The 13,713-nt window shown below is 74.0% G+C and carries 13 protein-coding genes; 9 read left to right on the top strand and 4 right to left on the bottom strand.

Annotated features, from left to right (window positions below; genetic code table 11):
- Window positions 1-144: 144 nt before the first annotated feature.
- The gene (locus ACFVTX_RS08575) at window positions 145-1,323 is read right to left on the bottom strand and encodes a ThiF family adenylyltransferase (protein ID WP_386899175.1); all 1,179 of its coding nucleotides are present in this window, start codon (window positions 1,321-1,323) and stop codon (window positions 145-147) included.
- Between the two features lie 319 nt (window positions 1,324-1,642).
- Here ACFVTX_RS08575 and ACFVTX_RS08570 point away from each other — a divergent pair, with 319 nt between their 5' ends.
- From ACFVTX_RS08570 to ACFVTX_RS08555, 4 genes are all read left to right on the top strand, one after another.
- On the top strand, window positions 1,643-1,891 hold the full coding sequence (locus ACFVTX_RS08570) for a MoaD/ThiS family protein (protein WP_386899174.1): 249 nt from the start codon (window positions 1,643-1,645) through the stop codon (window positions 1,889-1,891).
- A 66-nt stretch (window positions 1,892-1,957) separates the two neighbouring features.
- The gene (gene glp / locus ACFVTX_RS08565; RefSeq protein WP_386899173.1) at window positions 1,958-3,262 is read left to right on the top strand and encodes a gephyrin-like molybdotransferase Glp; all 1,305 of its coding nucleotides are present in this window, start codon (window positions 1,958-1,960) and stop codon (window positions 3,260-3,262) included.
- On the top strand, window positions 3,255-3,755 hold the full coding sequence (moaC, locus tag ACFVTX_RS08560; protein ID WP_386899172.1) for a cyclic pyranopterin monophosphate synthase MoaC: 501 nt from the start codon (window positions 3,255-3,257) through the stop codon (window positions 3,753-3,755). The genes glp and moaC overlap by 8 nt, the downstream gene beginning before the upstream one ends.
- Window positions 3,752-4,258, top strand: a complete 507-nt coding sequence (locus tag ACFVTX_RS08555) for a molybdenum cofactor biosynthesis protein B (protein ID WP_386899171.1) — start codon at window positions 3,752-3,754, stop codon at window positions 4,256-4,258. The genes moaC and ACFVTX_RS08555 overlap by 4 nt, the downstream gene beginning before the upstream one ends.
- 25 nt (window positions 4,259-4,283) lie before the next feature.
- Here ACFVTX_RS08555 and ACFVTX_RS08550 read toward each other — a convergent pair whose 3' ends face one another.
- A complete protein-coding gene (locus tag ACFVTX_RS08550) occupies window positions 4,284-5,027 on the bottom strand; it encodes a phosphatase PAP2 family protein (protein WP_386899170.1) in 744 nt (247 codons plus the stop codon).
- 57 nt (window positions 5,028-5,084) lie between these two features.
- Window positions 5,085-6,371, bottom strand: coding sequence for a multidrug effflux MFS transporter (locus tag ACFVTX_RS08545; RefSeq protein ID WP_386899169.1), 1,287 nt, complete (start codon window positions 6,369-6,371; stop codon window positions 5,085-5,087).
- 154 nt (window positions 6,372-6,525) lie between these two features.
- Between ACFVTX_RS08545 and ACFVTX_RS08540 the strand changes: the two genes are divergently transcribed.
- On the top strand, window positions 6,526-7,875 hold the full coding sequence (locus tag ACFVTX_RS08540) for a GNAT family N-acetyltransferase (RefSeq protein WP_386899168.1): 1,350 nt from the start codon (window positions 6,526-6,528) through the stop codon (window positions 7,873-7,875).
- 48 nt (window positions 7,876-7,923) lie between these two features.
- On the opposite strand, the gene ACFVTX_RS08535 is transcribed toward ACFVTX_RS08540, so the two are convergent.
- On the bottom strand, window positions 7,924-9,063 hold the full coding sequence (locus ACFVTX_RS08535) for a glycerate kinase (RefSeq protein ID WP_386899167.1): 1,140 nt from the start codon (window positions 9,061-9,063) through the stop codon (window positions 7,924-7,926).
- Between the two features lie 126 nt (window positions 9,064-9,189).
- On the opposite strand from ACFVTX_RS08535, the gene ACFVTX_RS08530 reads away from it, so the two are divergent.
- The 4 genes from ACFVTX_RS08530 to ACFVTX_RS08515 all read left to right on the top strand — a co-directional run bounded on the left by ACFVTX_RS08530 (window position 9,190) and on the right by ACFVTX_RS08515 (window position 13,680).
- The gene (locus ACFVTX_RS08530; protein WP_386899166.1) at window positions 9,190-10,248 is read left to right on the top strand and encodes a LacI family DNA-binding transcriptional regulator; all 1,059 of its coding nucleotides are present in this window, start codon (window positions 9,190-9,192) and stop codon (window positions 10,246-10,248) included.
- Between the two features lie 146 nt (window positions 10,249-10,394).
- A complete protein-coding gene (locus ACFVTX_RS08525) occupies window positions 10,395-11,582 on the top strand; it encodes a Gfo/Idh/MocA family protein (RefSeq protein ID WP_386899414.1) in 1,188 nt (395 codons plus the stop codon).
- Window positions 11,582-12,799 (top strand): dihydrodipicolinate synthase family protein, encoded by a 1,218-nt coding sequence (locus ACFVTX_RS08520; protein ID WP_386899165.1) that lies wholly within the window; start codon window positions 11,582-11,584, stop codon window positions 12,797-12,799. The genes ACFVTX_RS08525 and ACFVTX_RS08520 overlap by 1 nt, the downstream gene beginning before the upstream one ends.
- Complete coding sequence (locus ACFVTX_RS08515; RefSeq protein ID WP_386899164.1) at window positions 12,796-13,680, top strand: sugar phosphate isomerase/epimerase family protein; 885 nt, start codon at window positions 12,796-12,798, stop codon at window positions 13,678-13,680. The genes ACFVTX_RS08520 and ACFVTX_RS08515 overlap by 4 nt, the downstream gene beginning before the upstream one ends.
- The last annotated feature ends 33 nt before the right edge of the window (window positions 13,681-13,713 follow it).

The raw sequence follows: 13,713 nt of genomic DNA, 5'->3' as shown, positions 1-13,713 counted from the left end.
CGGCGCGCGCGCCCGCGCTTGCGCCCGCGCTTGCGCCCGCGCAATCGAGTGGGCAGAAATGAACCTTCGCGAGCACGTGAAGGTTCATTTCTGCCCACTCGATCTGGGATGGCGGGCCGAGGCGGCGCGGCGCGGCGCGGCGACTCAGCGGACGACGAGCTCGGCGGCCACGCCCGCCAGACGCTGGATGCCGCCGTCGAGCGACGCCACCCCTGCGTACCCGCGGCGCGCCAGCTCGCGGGCGGCGCGCTGCGAGCGCATGCCCACCTCGCAGTACACGACGATCGGGCCCTCGCCCGCGGGCGGCTCGGCGCCGGCGAGCAGCTCGCCGAGCGGCAGCAGCGTGCTGCCGTCGATGCGGAGGAGCGCCGCCTCGCTCGGCTCGCGCACGTCGAGGAGGCGCACGGGCTCTGCGGCTCGCACGCGACGCAGCAGTTCGGCGGCGGAGATCGGGGCGGGGTCGCCGTGCGAGGCGGGCGCCGTGGCATCCGCGCCGGTCTCACGGCTCGCCGCGCTCTCGAGGCCGCAGAACACCTCGTAGTCGATGAGGTCGGTGATCTCCTCGGCGTCCGCGATCGCCGAGTACGGGATCTCGCGGGTGCGCGAGGTGAGCGCGTCGAGGCTCAGCACCCGCCCGAGCAGCGGGTCGCCGACGCCGGTGACGAGCTTCACGACCTCGTTCGCCATGAGCGCGCCGACCATCAGGCAGAGGGTCGGCAGCACACCGCCGAGCTCGCAGCTCGGCACCTCTCCGGGTGCCGGGGGCACCGGGAACAGGTCGCGGTACCCGGGGCCCTGCCCGCGCCAGGCGACGCCGAGCTGCCCGTGGAACCGGAGGATCGCCCCCCACACGAGCGGTTTGCCCGCGAGGTGCGCGGCGTCGTTCGTGAGATACCGGGTCGGGAAGTTGTCGCTGCCGTCGACGATGAGGTCGTAGTCGTCGAGGATGCCACGGAGGTTCGCCGCGGTCAGGCGCTCGCGATGGCGCACCACCCGGCACTCGGGGTCGTTCGCGGCGACGGTCTCGGCGAGGGAGTCGACCTTCGGCCGTCCGAGGTCGGCGACGCCGTGGCTCTGCTGCCTGGGCAGGTTGCTGAGCTCGACCGTGTCGAAGTCGGCGATGCCGATGGTGCCGACGCCCGAACCCGCGAGTGCGGGCACGACCGCGCTGCCGAGCCCGCCGGCGCCCACGACGAGCACGCGCGCGGCCTGCAGCCGGCGCTGGGCGAGCTCGCCGAAGCCCGGCAGCATGAGCTGTCGGCTGAAGCGCGCGAGCCGTGCCGGGGCCAGCGGCGGGCCGGGGGCGACGAGCGGCTCGGTCATGCGGCCCAGTGTAATCCGGGTGCCCGCGCGGCGGATCCGGATAGGGTTCCGGATCCGTCGCATCGAGGGGATCGGGGTGATCGGCGCCGGGGCGCATGGGAGCAGTTCGTGGGGGGCCGAAACCCGCTCCACCCCGGAACGCCGATCGCGGGACACCCACTCGGGTGTGGGTCAAACGTCCCACTCATGAATCTAGGCACCGAGCCTGTGAACGCGCTCCACCCTTGCTGCATGCTTCCAGTGAGATTCGCGACCGGCCGATCCGCATCGTGGGGCGACCCGAGCGGCCGACTCCGGCCGCTCGGGTACCATCGTCGACATGACGATCGTGACCGTGCGGTACTTCGCCGCCGCCGCCGAAGCGGCCGGTTCGGAGGAGGAGCGGATCGAGCTCCCCGACGACGCGACGGTCGGCGATCTCCGCGACGAACTCGCAGCCCGGTACGGCGCGGCGATGCAGCGCGTGCTGCAGAACGGCTCGTTCCTCCTCGACGGCAGCGTGCAGCGCGACCCCGCGACCGCCCTCGGCGCCGCGGTCGACATCCTCCCGCCGTTCGCCGGCGGCTGAGCCGAGCCCTCCCCGAGTCTCGTCGAGCTCGGACACCACAGAACTCATCGCAGAGAACGAGGCCGCATGCGCAGCTACGCCGAGCACCAGCAGGCCGTGCACGAACTGCTCGGCTCGCTCGCCGCGCGACTCCACGACCTCGGAGCCAAGCGACTCGAGCTCGCGCGCCCCGATGCGCTCGGGCGGGTGCTCGCGAGCGACGTCGTCTCGCCGATCGCGCTGCCCGGCTTCGACAACTCGCAGATGGACGGCTACGCCGTGCGCTCGGCCGAGCTCGCCGGCGCCCGCCCCGGTTCGCCCGTCCGCCTCATTGTCGGCCGCACGAGCGCCGCGGGCGACGCCCCCTTCGCGCTCGCACCCGGCACCGCATCGCCCGTCATGACCGGCGCGGCGATCCCCGACGGCGCCGACGCCGTCGTGCCGATCGAGCACGCCTCGCCGTCGGCGTTCATCGGGATCGGCGGAGGGCGCCACGACTCCCCCGCCGGCTCCGTCGTCGGCTTCACCGCCCCGGTCGAACCCGGCACCTTCATCAGGCCGATCGGCAGCGACATCGACGCCGGGGCACTGCTCCTGCCCGCGGGCACCCGGCTCGGCCCCGCCCAGCTCGGCTCGCTCGCCGCGGCGGGCGTCACCGAGGTTCGCGCGCGCCGTCGCCTGCGGGTGCTCCTCATCTCGACCGGCCACGAACTGCGCGCGCCGGGTTCGCCGCTCCGGCCGGGGCAGCTGCACGACGCGAACACGTCGATGCTCGCAGCGGCGCTGCGGGCGTGCGGCGCGGAGGTGCTCGAGTCCCGCGCGACCGACGATGCCGGCTCCGTGCAGGCCGTGCTCGCGGCATCCGCACCGCTCGTCGATCTCGTGGTGACCACCGGCGGCGTGAGCGAGGGCGCGTTCGAAGTGGTGCGCGACGCGCTCGCGCCGCTCGGCGTCGAGTTCGTGAAGGTCGCGATCCAACCGGGCGGTCCGCAGGGTCTCGGCACGGCGCGCATCCCCCGCAGCGACGGCGAGGGGCTCGGCCACGATCACGCGACGCCCGTCGAGGTGCCCGTCATCTCGTTCCCCGGCAACCCGGTGTCGGCGCTCGTCTCGTTCGAACTGTTCCTGCGGCCGGTGCTCCGACGGCTCGAGGGGCTCGCCCCCGACCGCCACCGCGCACGCCTGCCGCTCGCGCACGACGTCGTCTCGCCGCTCGGCAAGCACCAGGTGCGCCGCGGCGTCATCGACGGAGCGGGCGCGGTCGAGGTCGGCGCACCGAGCTCGCACCTGCTGCACGCGTATGCTCGGGCGACGGTGCTCGTGCACCTGCCGGTCGGGGTCGACGCCCTGCCCGCCGGCGCCCACGTCGACGTCTGGAGGATCGATGACTGACCACGCCCCCACCCCCGCCGAACCGCGCCTCACCCACCTCCGCGACGACGGCTCGGCCCACATGGTCGACGTCACCGACAAGCAGGTCACGAAGCGGGTCGCGAGCGCGCAGGCCGTGCTCACGACCCGCCCCGAGGTGGTCTCGGCGATCTTCGACGGCACCCTGCCGAAGGGCGAAGCGGTCGGCACCGCGCGCATCGCCGGCATCATGGCGGCCAAGCAGACCTCTGCCCTCATTCCGCTGTGCCACCCCCTGCCGCTGTCGAAGCTCGACGTCGACATCACGACCGTGTCGCCCGAGCAGGTGCGCGTCGTCGCGACCGCCACGACGAAGGGCGTCACCGGTGTCGAGATGGAGGCGCTCACCGCCGCGAGCGTCGCCGCGCTCACCCTCTACGACATGATCAAGGCCGTCGACAACCGCGCCGTCATCGGCGACATCATGGTGCTCGCGAAAGCGGGCGGCAAGAGCGGCGACTGGTCGCGTTCATGAGCTCGGCCGAGCGGATGCCACGTGCCGCGACCGTGCTCGTCGCCTCGACGCGGGCCGCGGCCGGCGTCTACGAGGACCGCACGGGCCCCGTCATCGCCGAGTGGCTCGCCGGGCGCGGGTTCACGGTGCAGGGCCCGCTCGTCGTCGCCGACGGCCCGGCGTTCGCCGCGGCGCTGCACGCGGCCGTGACGTCGTCGCCCGCGGTGATCGTCACGACGGGCGGCACCGGACTCGCCCCGGGCGACAGCACCCCCGAGGCGACCGCCGCCGTGCTCGACCGCGAACTGCCCGGCTTCATGGAGGAGCTGCGCCGCCGCGGCGCCGCCACCGTGCCCACCGCGCTGCTCAGCCGCGGGCTCGCCGGGGTCGCCGGAACGACCTTCGTGGTCAACCTGCCCGGCTCGACCGGCGGGGTGCGCGACGGGCTCGGACTGCTCGGCGAGGTGCTCGACCACGTGCTCGACCAGCTCGCGGGCGGCGACCACCCCGCGGCATCCGCGTAGCCCCTGCCTCTGACTGACCCTGCGCTCAGCGGCGGGGCGAGCGGGGCGGGGTGATGTGCGCCTGGGCCAGCGCGGCGTTGCGCGCGGAGAGGCGGGCGATGCGGGCGAGCCGTTCGCGCTCGAGCGGCACGGCGAGGAACGCCCACAGCACGAGCGCCACGCCCGCGCCCACGAGCGCACCGCCGACCGTGTCGGAGAACCAGTGGGCGCCGAGGTAGGTGCGGCTGACCGCCATGAGCACGGTGTACGCGGCGCCGAGCACCCATACCCAGACGCGCGGCACGATCACCCCGACGGCGACCGCGATCGTCGCGGCATTCGCCACATGCCCCGACGGGAACGAGCCGTAGTCGGAGACGACGAGCATGTCCTCGGGCCGGGCCCGGCCGAAGAACGACTTGAGCAGCTGCACCACTCCCGCGCTGAGCGCCGAGGCGAGCACGAAGTACAGCGCCGCCCAGGGGCGCCGCATGACGAGCAGCACGATCGCCGCGCCGACCGGGATCACGAACACCGCCATGATCCCGCCGCCGAGCGCGTTCATGAAGTACGAGAACACATCGCCGAGCGGGCCGCGCCAGGTGAGCACGTCCTCGGCCCACTCCTCGTCGACCTCGAACGGCAGGCCGTCGTTGCGCACCATGATCAGGAACCCGAGGAGCATCGCCGTGACCACCGCGACGAGGCCGCCGACGAGGGGCGCCCGTCGCCGCACGGTCCGCACCGAGGCATCCGCCTTCTTCGCCTGAACGGTCTGCGTCGCGTGCATACCCTTCACGCTAATGTCGGCGCGGCCGCCCGCCCGCCGCGCCGCGCCCGACGCCGCTCAGTCGGTGAGCGGGGGGACGGTCTTCGGGCGCACGAGCGCCCAGAGGCCGATGATCGCGATGCCGGCGGCGGCGGTCATGACGATCGCCATGGGCAGCGCGCTGCCGACGCCCATGAGGCCGATGAGCGGCGAGATGAGGCCCGCGAGTCCGAAGTTGAGGGCGCCGAGCAGTGATGCCGCCGTGCCGGCCTCGCTGCCGTGCGACGCGAGCGCGAGGATCTGCACCGCGGGGAACGAGAATCCGCACGCCGTGATGAACACGAACAGCGGCACGATCGTGCCCCAGAGGCCCGCGCCCGTCGCGTCGAGCACGCCGATCGCGATCGCCGAGCCGAAGAGCACGACGGTCGTGACGGCGAGGATCCACTGCGGGGCGACGCGCCCGCGCATGAGCCGCGAGCTCGTCTGCACGCCGATGATGATGCCGACCGAGTTCACGCCGAACAGCAGGCCGTACTGCTGGGCGGTGAAGGCGTAGACCTCCTGGAAGAGGAACGACGAGGTCGACAGGTACCCGAACAGGCCCGTGAAGACCATGCCGCCGACGAGCGCGGCGCCGAGGTAGACCCGGTCGCGGAAGAGCGCCCGGTAGCGGTCGCGCATCGTCGAGTGCCCGGCGACGTGGCGGCGCGAGGGCGGCAGCGTCTCGACGATGAGGAAGGACACGCAGAGCACCACGACGACGCCGTACCCGGCGAGCACCCAGAAGATGCCGCGCCAGTCCATGACCTGCAGCAGCTGCGAGCCGATGACGGGCGCGAGCACGGGTGCGAGGCCGTTCACGAGCGCGAGCCGCGACAGCATCTTCACGAGGGGCTTGCCGCCGAAGAGGTCGCGCACCATCGCCATGGCGACGACGCCGCCGGCCGCGGCGCCGAAGCCCTGCAGCAGCCGGAACACGGCGAGCCACACGATGTCGGGCGCGAACGCCGCCCCGATCGACGCGGCGATGTGCAGGGTCGTCGCGAGGATGAGCGGGAGCCGGCGGCCGACCTTGTCGCTCCACGGGCCGACGATGAGCTGACCGAAGCCGAAGCCGATCATGGTGCCGGTGAGCGTGATCTGCACCGCGGCCGCGGAGACGCCCAGCTCGTCCTGCAGCACGGGGAACGCGGGCAGGTAGAGGTCGACGGTGAACGGCCCGAGCGCGGTGAGCGCGCCGAGCACGAGCACGTAGACGAGACGCTGACGGCTGGTCAGGCGGTCGCCGGGATGCTCCGACACGACGGGGGTCGACCGGGTGTCGTCGGGGCGGATGACGGGGATGGAACTCGTGACGGACATGCGATCCCAGCGTGCGGGCCGAGTCGCGACATCCGACTCGAATCGATTCGAAAGCGCAATGCTATCCCAGACGCTCGCTCGCGCGAAACCCGTGCGCAACACGGATTCAGGATCTCCCCGGCGTCTGCACGGAAGTCGTCGCTAGTCTGGATCGATGCCGTTCGATCTCCGAGACATCCCGATCGATCCGAAGGTCGAGGCCGCCCTCGCCGCGCGCGGGCTCTCGTACCGCGTCATCGACCCCCGCGATCGGGCGGCGCTCGCGGCGTGGTCGCTGGCCGACATCCGCGGGTTCCACAACCCGGCCCCGACCGAGGCCGATCTCGAACGCGAGATCGCCGTGTTCGTCGAGCGGCGCGTGCACGGCGTCTACGACCCCACGCTCGACGTGCCCGAGGTGCCCGTCGCCACCGTCGCGAGCTGGCCGACCGGTCTCAGCGTGCCGGGCGGGCGCAGCGTCGACGGCTGGGCGATCAGCTCGGTGACGGTCGCACCGACGCACCGGCGCCGAGGGGTCGCCCGTGCGCTCATGGAGGGCGAACTGCAGAACGCGGTCGCCGCGGGCGCCGCCCTCGCGATGCTCACCGCGACCGAGGCGACGATCTACGGTCGCTACGGCTTCGCCCCCGCTGCGCGCGCGACGACCCTCGAGATCGAGCGGGCGCGCGTCGAGTGGACGGGCCCTGCCGAACCCGGGCGGGTGCAGTTCGTCGAGCCCGCGAAGATGCGCGAGCAGGCGGCGGCGATCGCCCGACGCGCGGTCGCGCGCACCCCCGGCGAGATCGACCGGTGGTCGGGACTCCTCGACCGCGTGCTCGGCGTGCACCACCCCGAGACCGAACGATCCCGCGCCGTGCGGGTCGCCCGCTACGACGACCGGCACGACCAGCCGCAGGGCTTCGTCGCGTACCGGGTGAAGCACGAGGGCGAGGGCGCCGGCGTGCTCGAGTTCGACTTCATGGCGGCGGCGAGCGACGAGGCCGAGCGGGCGCTGTGGCGTTTCCTGCTCGAGCAGGACTACGTGCGCGCCGTGCGCGCCCACCTGCGTTCGGTCGACGAGCCGCTGCCCTGGCTCGTCGGCGACCGCCGTGCGATCCGCACGACCGCGCTGCACGACCACCTGTGGCTGCGCATCCTCGACCCGGTCGCCGCCCTCGAGGCGCGCCGCTACGCGGGCACCGGTTCGCTCGTGCTCGAGGTCGACGACCCGCGGGGCTTCGCCGCGGGTCGCTTCGAGGTCGAGATCTCGGCGAAGGGCCACGCCGAGGTGCGCCGTCTCGAGCAGGGCGCCCCGGATGCCGCGGCGCACGCCACCCGCAGGTCGCGCCCGGTGCAGGGGCTGAGGCTCGGCGTCGCCGAGCTGTCGGCGATCTACCTCGGCGACGTGACGCCCTCGCTCCTCGCCCGCGCCGGGCGGGTCGTGGAGACGACGCCCGGGTCGCTGGCGCTCGCCGACCGGCTGTTCGCGTCGCCGCGGGCACCGCAGCTCAGCGTCTGGTTCTGAGCTCGGCGCCCGGCGCCCTGAGCTCGGCGCCCGGTGCCGAAGCGGCGTTCAGCCTGCCGCGGTGGCGTCGAACGCGGTCGCGAGCTCGGCGCCCGCCCGCTTGAGCCAGCGCAGCGGCTCGGCCATCGCCGCAGCCCCGCCGCCCGCGATCTCGCTGAGCGAGGCGCTCGCACCGAACCCGACGGCCGCGGGGTCGGCGTCGATCGCCCCCGCGACGAGCGCCGACGGCACCCCGGCCGCCCGGGCGAGCCGCACGACTTCGGAGGGCGCCTTGCCCGCCGCCGACTGCCCGTCGAAGCGCCCCTCGCCGGTGATGACGAGCGCAGCCCCGTCGAGTGCGGCGGGCAGCCCGATCGTCTCGGCGACGGTGCGCGCGCCGGGTGCGATCACGGCCCCCCAGGCGAGCAGGCCGAATCCGGTGCCGCCCGCGGCGCCCGCGCCGGGCGTCTCGGGGTCGACGAGCCCGGCGGGCAGGACCGCGGCGAGCCGGGCCAGCCCGGCCTCGAGGGCGTCGACCTCGTCGGCGCCCGCCCCCTTCTGCGGGCCGAACACCGCGGCGGCGCCGTTCGACCCGAGCAGCGGGTTCGTGACGTCGACGAGCAGCTGCGCGCCGCCCGCGGGCAGCGGGCGCAGCCCGCCCCGTCGCACGTCGGACAGGCGTGCGAGCCCGCCCCCGCCGAGCGGGATCGGGCCGCCGTCGGCGCCAACGAGTTCAGCGCCGAGCGCGGTGAGCGCGCCCGCTCCCCCGTCGGTCGAGGCGCTGCCGCCGAGCGCGAGCAGCACGCGGTCGACGCCGTGGTCGAGCGCTGCGGCGATCGCCTCGCCGAATCCGCGGGTGTGCGCGTCGAGCGGGGCGAGCGGGTCGAGCAGGGTGATGCCGCTCGTCGCGGCGAGCTCGACGACGGCGGTGCCGGTCGCCCCCGGCGCCCTGGCGGCCGCCGGCAGGTGGAGCCAGCACGCCTCGACGGGTCGGCCGACCGGCCCCGAGACCGTGATCGGCATGCGCCGGGCACCGGGCACGGCCGCGGCGAAGGCGTCGATCGTGCCCTCGCCGCCGTCGGCCATGGGCCGCAGCACGAGTTCGTCGTCGGGGCGCACCGAGCGCCAGCCGCGGGCGATCGCGGCGGCGGCATCGGCGGCGGCGGCGGTTCCCTTGAACGAGTCGGGGGCGATGACGATGCGGCCCATCGGGCACCTCCGCGGGGTCGTGGTCGGGTTGCGGGCGCCACGGCTGGCCACCCGGCGGGAAAACGTTGTCCACCGTAGCGGCTCGGCGCCGCCCGCCGCCACTGCCGACATGGAATGATGACGTGCATGACCGGCAGCAGACGCCCGAACACGGCCTCCACCCGCTCGAGTGCGACCCTGCACGACGTGGCCGCCGCCGCGGGCGTCTCGCTCGCGACCGCCTCGCGCGTGCTCAACGGCAGCACCCGCGTCGTGAACGAGGAGTACCGCAAGCGCGTGCTCGACGCCGCGGCCGAGCTCGACTACTCGCCGAACCTCTCGGCCCAGGCCGTCGCGCGCGGCACGAGCACGACGGTGGCGCTCCTCGTCGCCGACGTCGCCGACCCGTACTTCTCCCAGATCGCCGCGGGCGTCGTGCGCGAGGCCGACCGCGAGGGGCTCATCGTCACGATGGCGGCGACCGAGCGCGACCCCGCCCGCGAGCTCGAGCTCGTGCGGGCGCTGCGCGGCCAGCGGCCGCGGGCGATGATCCTCGCGGCCTCGCGGCACGACGATCCCGCCACGGCGGCGGAGCTCGATCGCGAGCTCCGCGCGTACGAGTCGAAGGGCGGCCGAGTCGCATTCATCAGCGGCAGCGACGCCGCGTTCGGGCATGTGCCGCTCGAGAACCGCGCCGGCGCGGCCGCCCTCGCCAGGGCGCTGCACGACGCGGGCTTCCGCCGTTTCGCCGCGATCGGCGCGACGGGCGGGATCGCGACCGCCGACGAGCGGCTGCGCGGCTTCGCCGAAGGGCTCGCCGGGTCGGGCGCGGGCGCGACGCTCGAGCGCACGGTCGACGCCGACTTCACGCGCGACGGCGGCTACGAGGGGATGTCACGACTCCTCGCCGAGGCGGGCGACGCGGGCGACGGGCTCGAGCTCGTCTTCGCCGTGAACGACGTGATGGCGGTCGGCGCGATGTCGGCGCTCCGCGATGCGGGGCTCACGCCGGGCGTCGAGGTCGCGGTGGCCGGCTTCGACGACATTCCGACGGCGCGCGATGTGACGCCGCCGCTCACGACCGTGCGGCTGCCCCTCGAGGAGATCGGGCGGCGCGCGTTGCGCCTCGCGCTCGGCGACGAGGCATCCGGGCTCGAAGCGCCCGCCGAGGTGGTGCTGCGCGCGTCGACGCCGCCGCGCGACTGAGCCTGACGGGCAAACGGTTTCCACCAGCATCCGCGGCGATCTTGTGCCGCCGCGGATCTCGTGGCACACTCGGGTAAACGCTTTCCAGCCCCGCAGAGGAGTCACCCGTGACAGACCAGACCGTCCCCCAGTCCATCGGCATCATCATGAACGGCGTCTCTGGGCGCATGGGCTACCGCCAGCACCTCGTCCGCTCGATCCTCGCGATCCGCGAGCAGGGCGGCGTGCTCCTCGCCGACGGCGAGACCCGCGTGCAGGTCGAGCCGATCCTCGTCGGCCGCAGCGCGAAGAAGCTCGCCGAACTCGCCGAACGCCACGGCATCGAGCACTGGACGACGAACCTCGACGAGGCCCTCGCCGACCCGCGCTGGCAGATCTACTCCGACTTCCTCGTGACGAAGGCCCGCGCCGCCGCACTCAAGAAGGCCATCGCCGCGGGCAAGGCGATCTACACCGAGAAGCCGACCGCCGAGTCGTTCGAGGAGGCCCTCGAACTCGCCCGCCTCGCCGAGGAGGCCGGCATCAAGAACGGCGTCGTGCACGACAAGCTCTACCTGCCGGGCCTCGTGAAGCTCCGCCGCCTCATCGACTCAGGCTTCTTCGGCCGCATCCTGTCGGTGCGCGGCGACTTCGGCTACTGGGTCTTCGAGGGTGACTGGCAGCCCGCGCAGCGCCCCAGCTGGAACTATCGCGCCGAGGACGGCGGCGGCATCATCGTCGACATGTTCCCCCACTGGAACTACGTGCTCGAGAACCTGTTCGGCCGCGTCGAGTCCGTCTACGCGAAGGCCGTCACCGAGATCCCCGAGCGCTACGACGAGCAGGGCGAGCCGTACCTCGCGACCGCCGACGACGCCGCCTACGCGATCTTCGAGCTCGAGGGCGGCATCACCGCGCAGCTCAACTCGAGCTGGACGACCCGCGTGAACCGCGACGAGCTCGTCGAGTTCCACGTCGACGGCACCCACGGCTCGGCCGTCGTCGGCCTGTTCGGCTGCAAGATCCAGTCGCGCAACGCCACCCCGAAGCCGGTCTGGAACCCCGACCTCGCCGACCAGCACGACTACTCGGCCGACTGGATCGAGAGCCCCGGCAACCGCGAGTTCGAGAACGGCTTCAAGACGCAGTGGGAGGAGTTCCTCCGCCACGTCGTCGAGGACGCCCCGAACCGCTTCGACTTCCTCGCGGGCGCCCGCGGGGTCCTCCTCGCCGAGGCGGGCCTCCGTTCGAGCGCCGAGGGCCGGCGCGTCGAGCTGCCCGTCATCGGCCTCGAGCAGGCGGATGCCTCGGCCGAGCCCGCGGGCGAGGCATCCGCCCTCGCCGGGGTGCGCTGATGACCGCGCTCACCCTGCTCGACGAGCTCGGCGGGCGGCGCACGGCGCAGCTCGCCGAGGAGCCCGCCTTCGCGAAGCCCGCCCGGCCGCTCGGGACCCGCGTCGCGTACGCGGCCGCGCACGTGGTGCCCAGTGCATTCGCCGACAACACGCCCGGCCGGCCCGCCGAGATCGACTGGGACGCCACGCTCGCGTTCCGCCACCACGTCTGGTCGTGGGGGCTCGGCGTCGCCGACGCGATGGACACCGCGCAGCGGAACATGGGCCTCGACGCCGCAGCCACCCGCGAACTCGTCACCCGCAGCGCCGCCGAGGCGGCCTCCGTCGGCGGCGCCCTCGTCGTGGGCGTCAACACCGACCACCTCGAGGCCGAGCGGGTCTCGCTCGACGAGGTCGTCGCCGCATACGTCCAGCAGCTGCACCACGCCGAGGATGCCGGCGCCGGGGTCGTGCTCATGGCGAGCCGGCACCTCGCGCGCGCCGCGTCGTCGGGCGCCGACTACGTGCGCGTGTACCGCGAGGTGCTCGCCGCCGCGGGCGCCCCCGTCGTGCTGCACTGGCTCGGGACGGCGTTCGACCCGGCGCTCGCGGGCTACTTCGGCTCGGACGACCCGGCTCTCGCGGCCGACACCCTGCTCGAGATCATCGACGCCGCCCCCGACAAGGTCACGGGCGTGAAGATGAGCCTCCTCGACGCCGACGCCGAGATCGCCGTCCGTCGCCGGCTGCCCGCGTCGGCGCGGATGTTCACGGGCGACGACTTCCACTACGTCGGCCTCATCGAGGGCGACGAGCAGGGGCACTCCGACGCGCTGCTCGGCGCGTTCGCGGCGGTCGCACCGAACGCCTCGGCCGCGATCCAGGCGCTCGACGCGGGCGATGTCGCGGGCTACCGTGCGATCCTCGGCCCGACCGAGGCGCTGTCGCGCCAGGTGTTCGCCGCGCCGACGTACTTCTACAAGACGGGCGTCGCGTTCCTCGCCTGGCTCAACGGCCACCAGCCCGCCTTCCAGATGGTCGGCGGCCTGCACGCGGCGCGCAGCCTCCCGCACCTCTCGCGCATCGTCGAACTCGCGAACGCCGCGGGCGCGCTCGAGCTCCCCGAGCTCGCCGCCGCCCGCTGGCACGCGATGCTCGCCGTCAACGGCATCGACGCCGCGAGCGGGCCGGATGCCTCGGCGCCCGCCTCGCACCTCGGCACGGCGGTCTTCGCATGAGCGCGCACCCGCGGCTGTCGATGAACGTCGGCACGATCAAGCACGCCTCCTTCGACGAGTCGCTGCGCGTGCTGACCTCGGCGGGCTACGAGTCGGTCGGCCTCTGGCGCGAACCGATCGCCGAGGTCGGGCTGAAGCCCGCCCTCAAGCGGTTCCGCGCGAGCGGGCTGCGCCTCTCGACGCTCTGCCGCCAGGGCTTCTTCACGATGCGCGAGGGCCCCGCCCGCCGCGCCTCGATCGACGAGAACCGCCGGGCGATCGAGGAGACCGCGGCGCTCGCCGATGCGGGAGCGACCGGATCGCGCGCCGTGCTCGTGCTCGTGGCGGGCGGCCTGCCCGAGGGCTCGAACGACCTGCTCGGGGCGCGGGCACGCGTGGCCGACGCACTCGAGGAGCTCGCGCCCGAGGCATCCGCAGCCGGCGTGACGCTCGCCATCGAACCGCTGCACCCGATGTACGCCTCGGACCGCGCCGTCGTGTCGACCCTCAAGCAGGCACTCGACCTCGCGGCGCCGTTCGACGCGGCGACGGTCGGCGTGACGGTCGACACCTTCCACATCTGGTGGGACCCGGAGGTGCTGCCCCAGATCGCCCGCGCCGGCGCCGAGGGGCGCATCGCGAGCTACCAGGTCTGCGACTGGAAGACGCCCCTGCCCGCCGACGTGCTGCTCGGCCGCCACCAGCCGGGCGACGGCGTCATCGACTTCGCGAGCCTCACCAGCGCGGTCGAGGCGAGCGGATACGCGGGCGACGTCGAGGTCGAGATCTTCAATCAGCAGATCTGGGATGCGCCGAGCGACGAGACCGCCCGGCGCACCGCGGCGGCCTTCGCCGCGGCGGTGGCGCCGCACCTCGGCGAGGCTCGGGCCGACGCGGCCTGAGCAGTCCGAAGGGCGGGCTCGAGACGACCGTCT

Source organism: Agromyces sp. NPDC058136 (assembly GCF_042884375.1).
Classification (GTDB): Bacteria; Actinomycetota; Actinomycetes; order Actinomycetales; family Microbacteriaceae; genus Agromyces.
The sequence above is the reverse complement of the archived record's forward strand: the minus strand, read 5'-3'. Positions and strand labels throughout refer to the sequence as shown.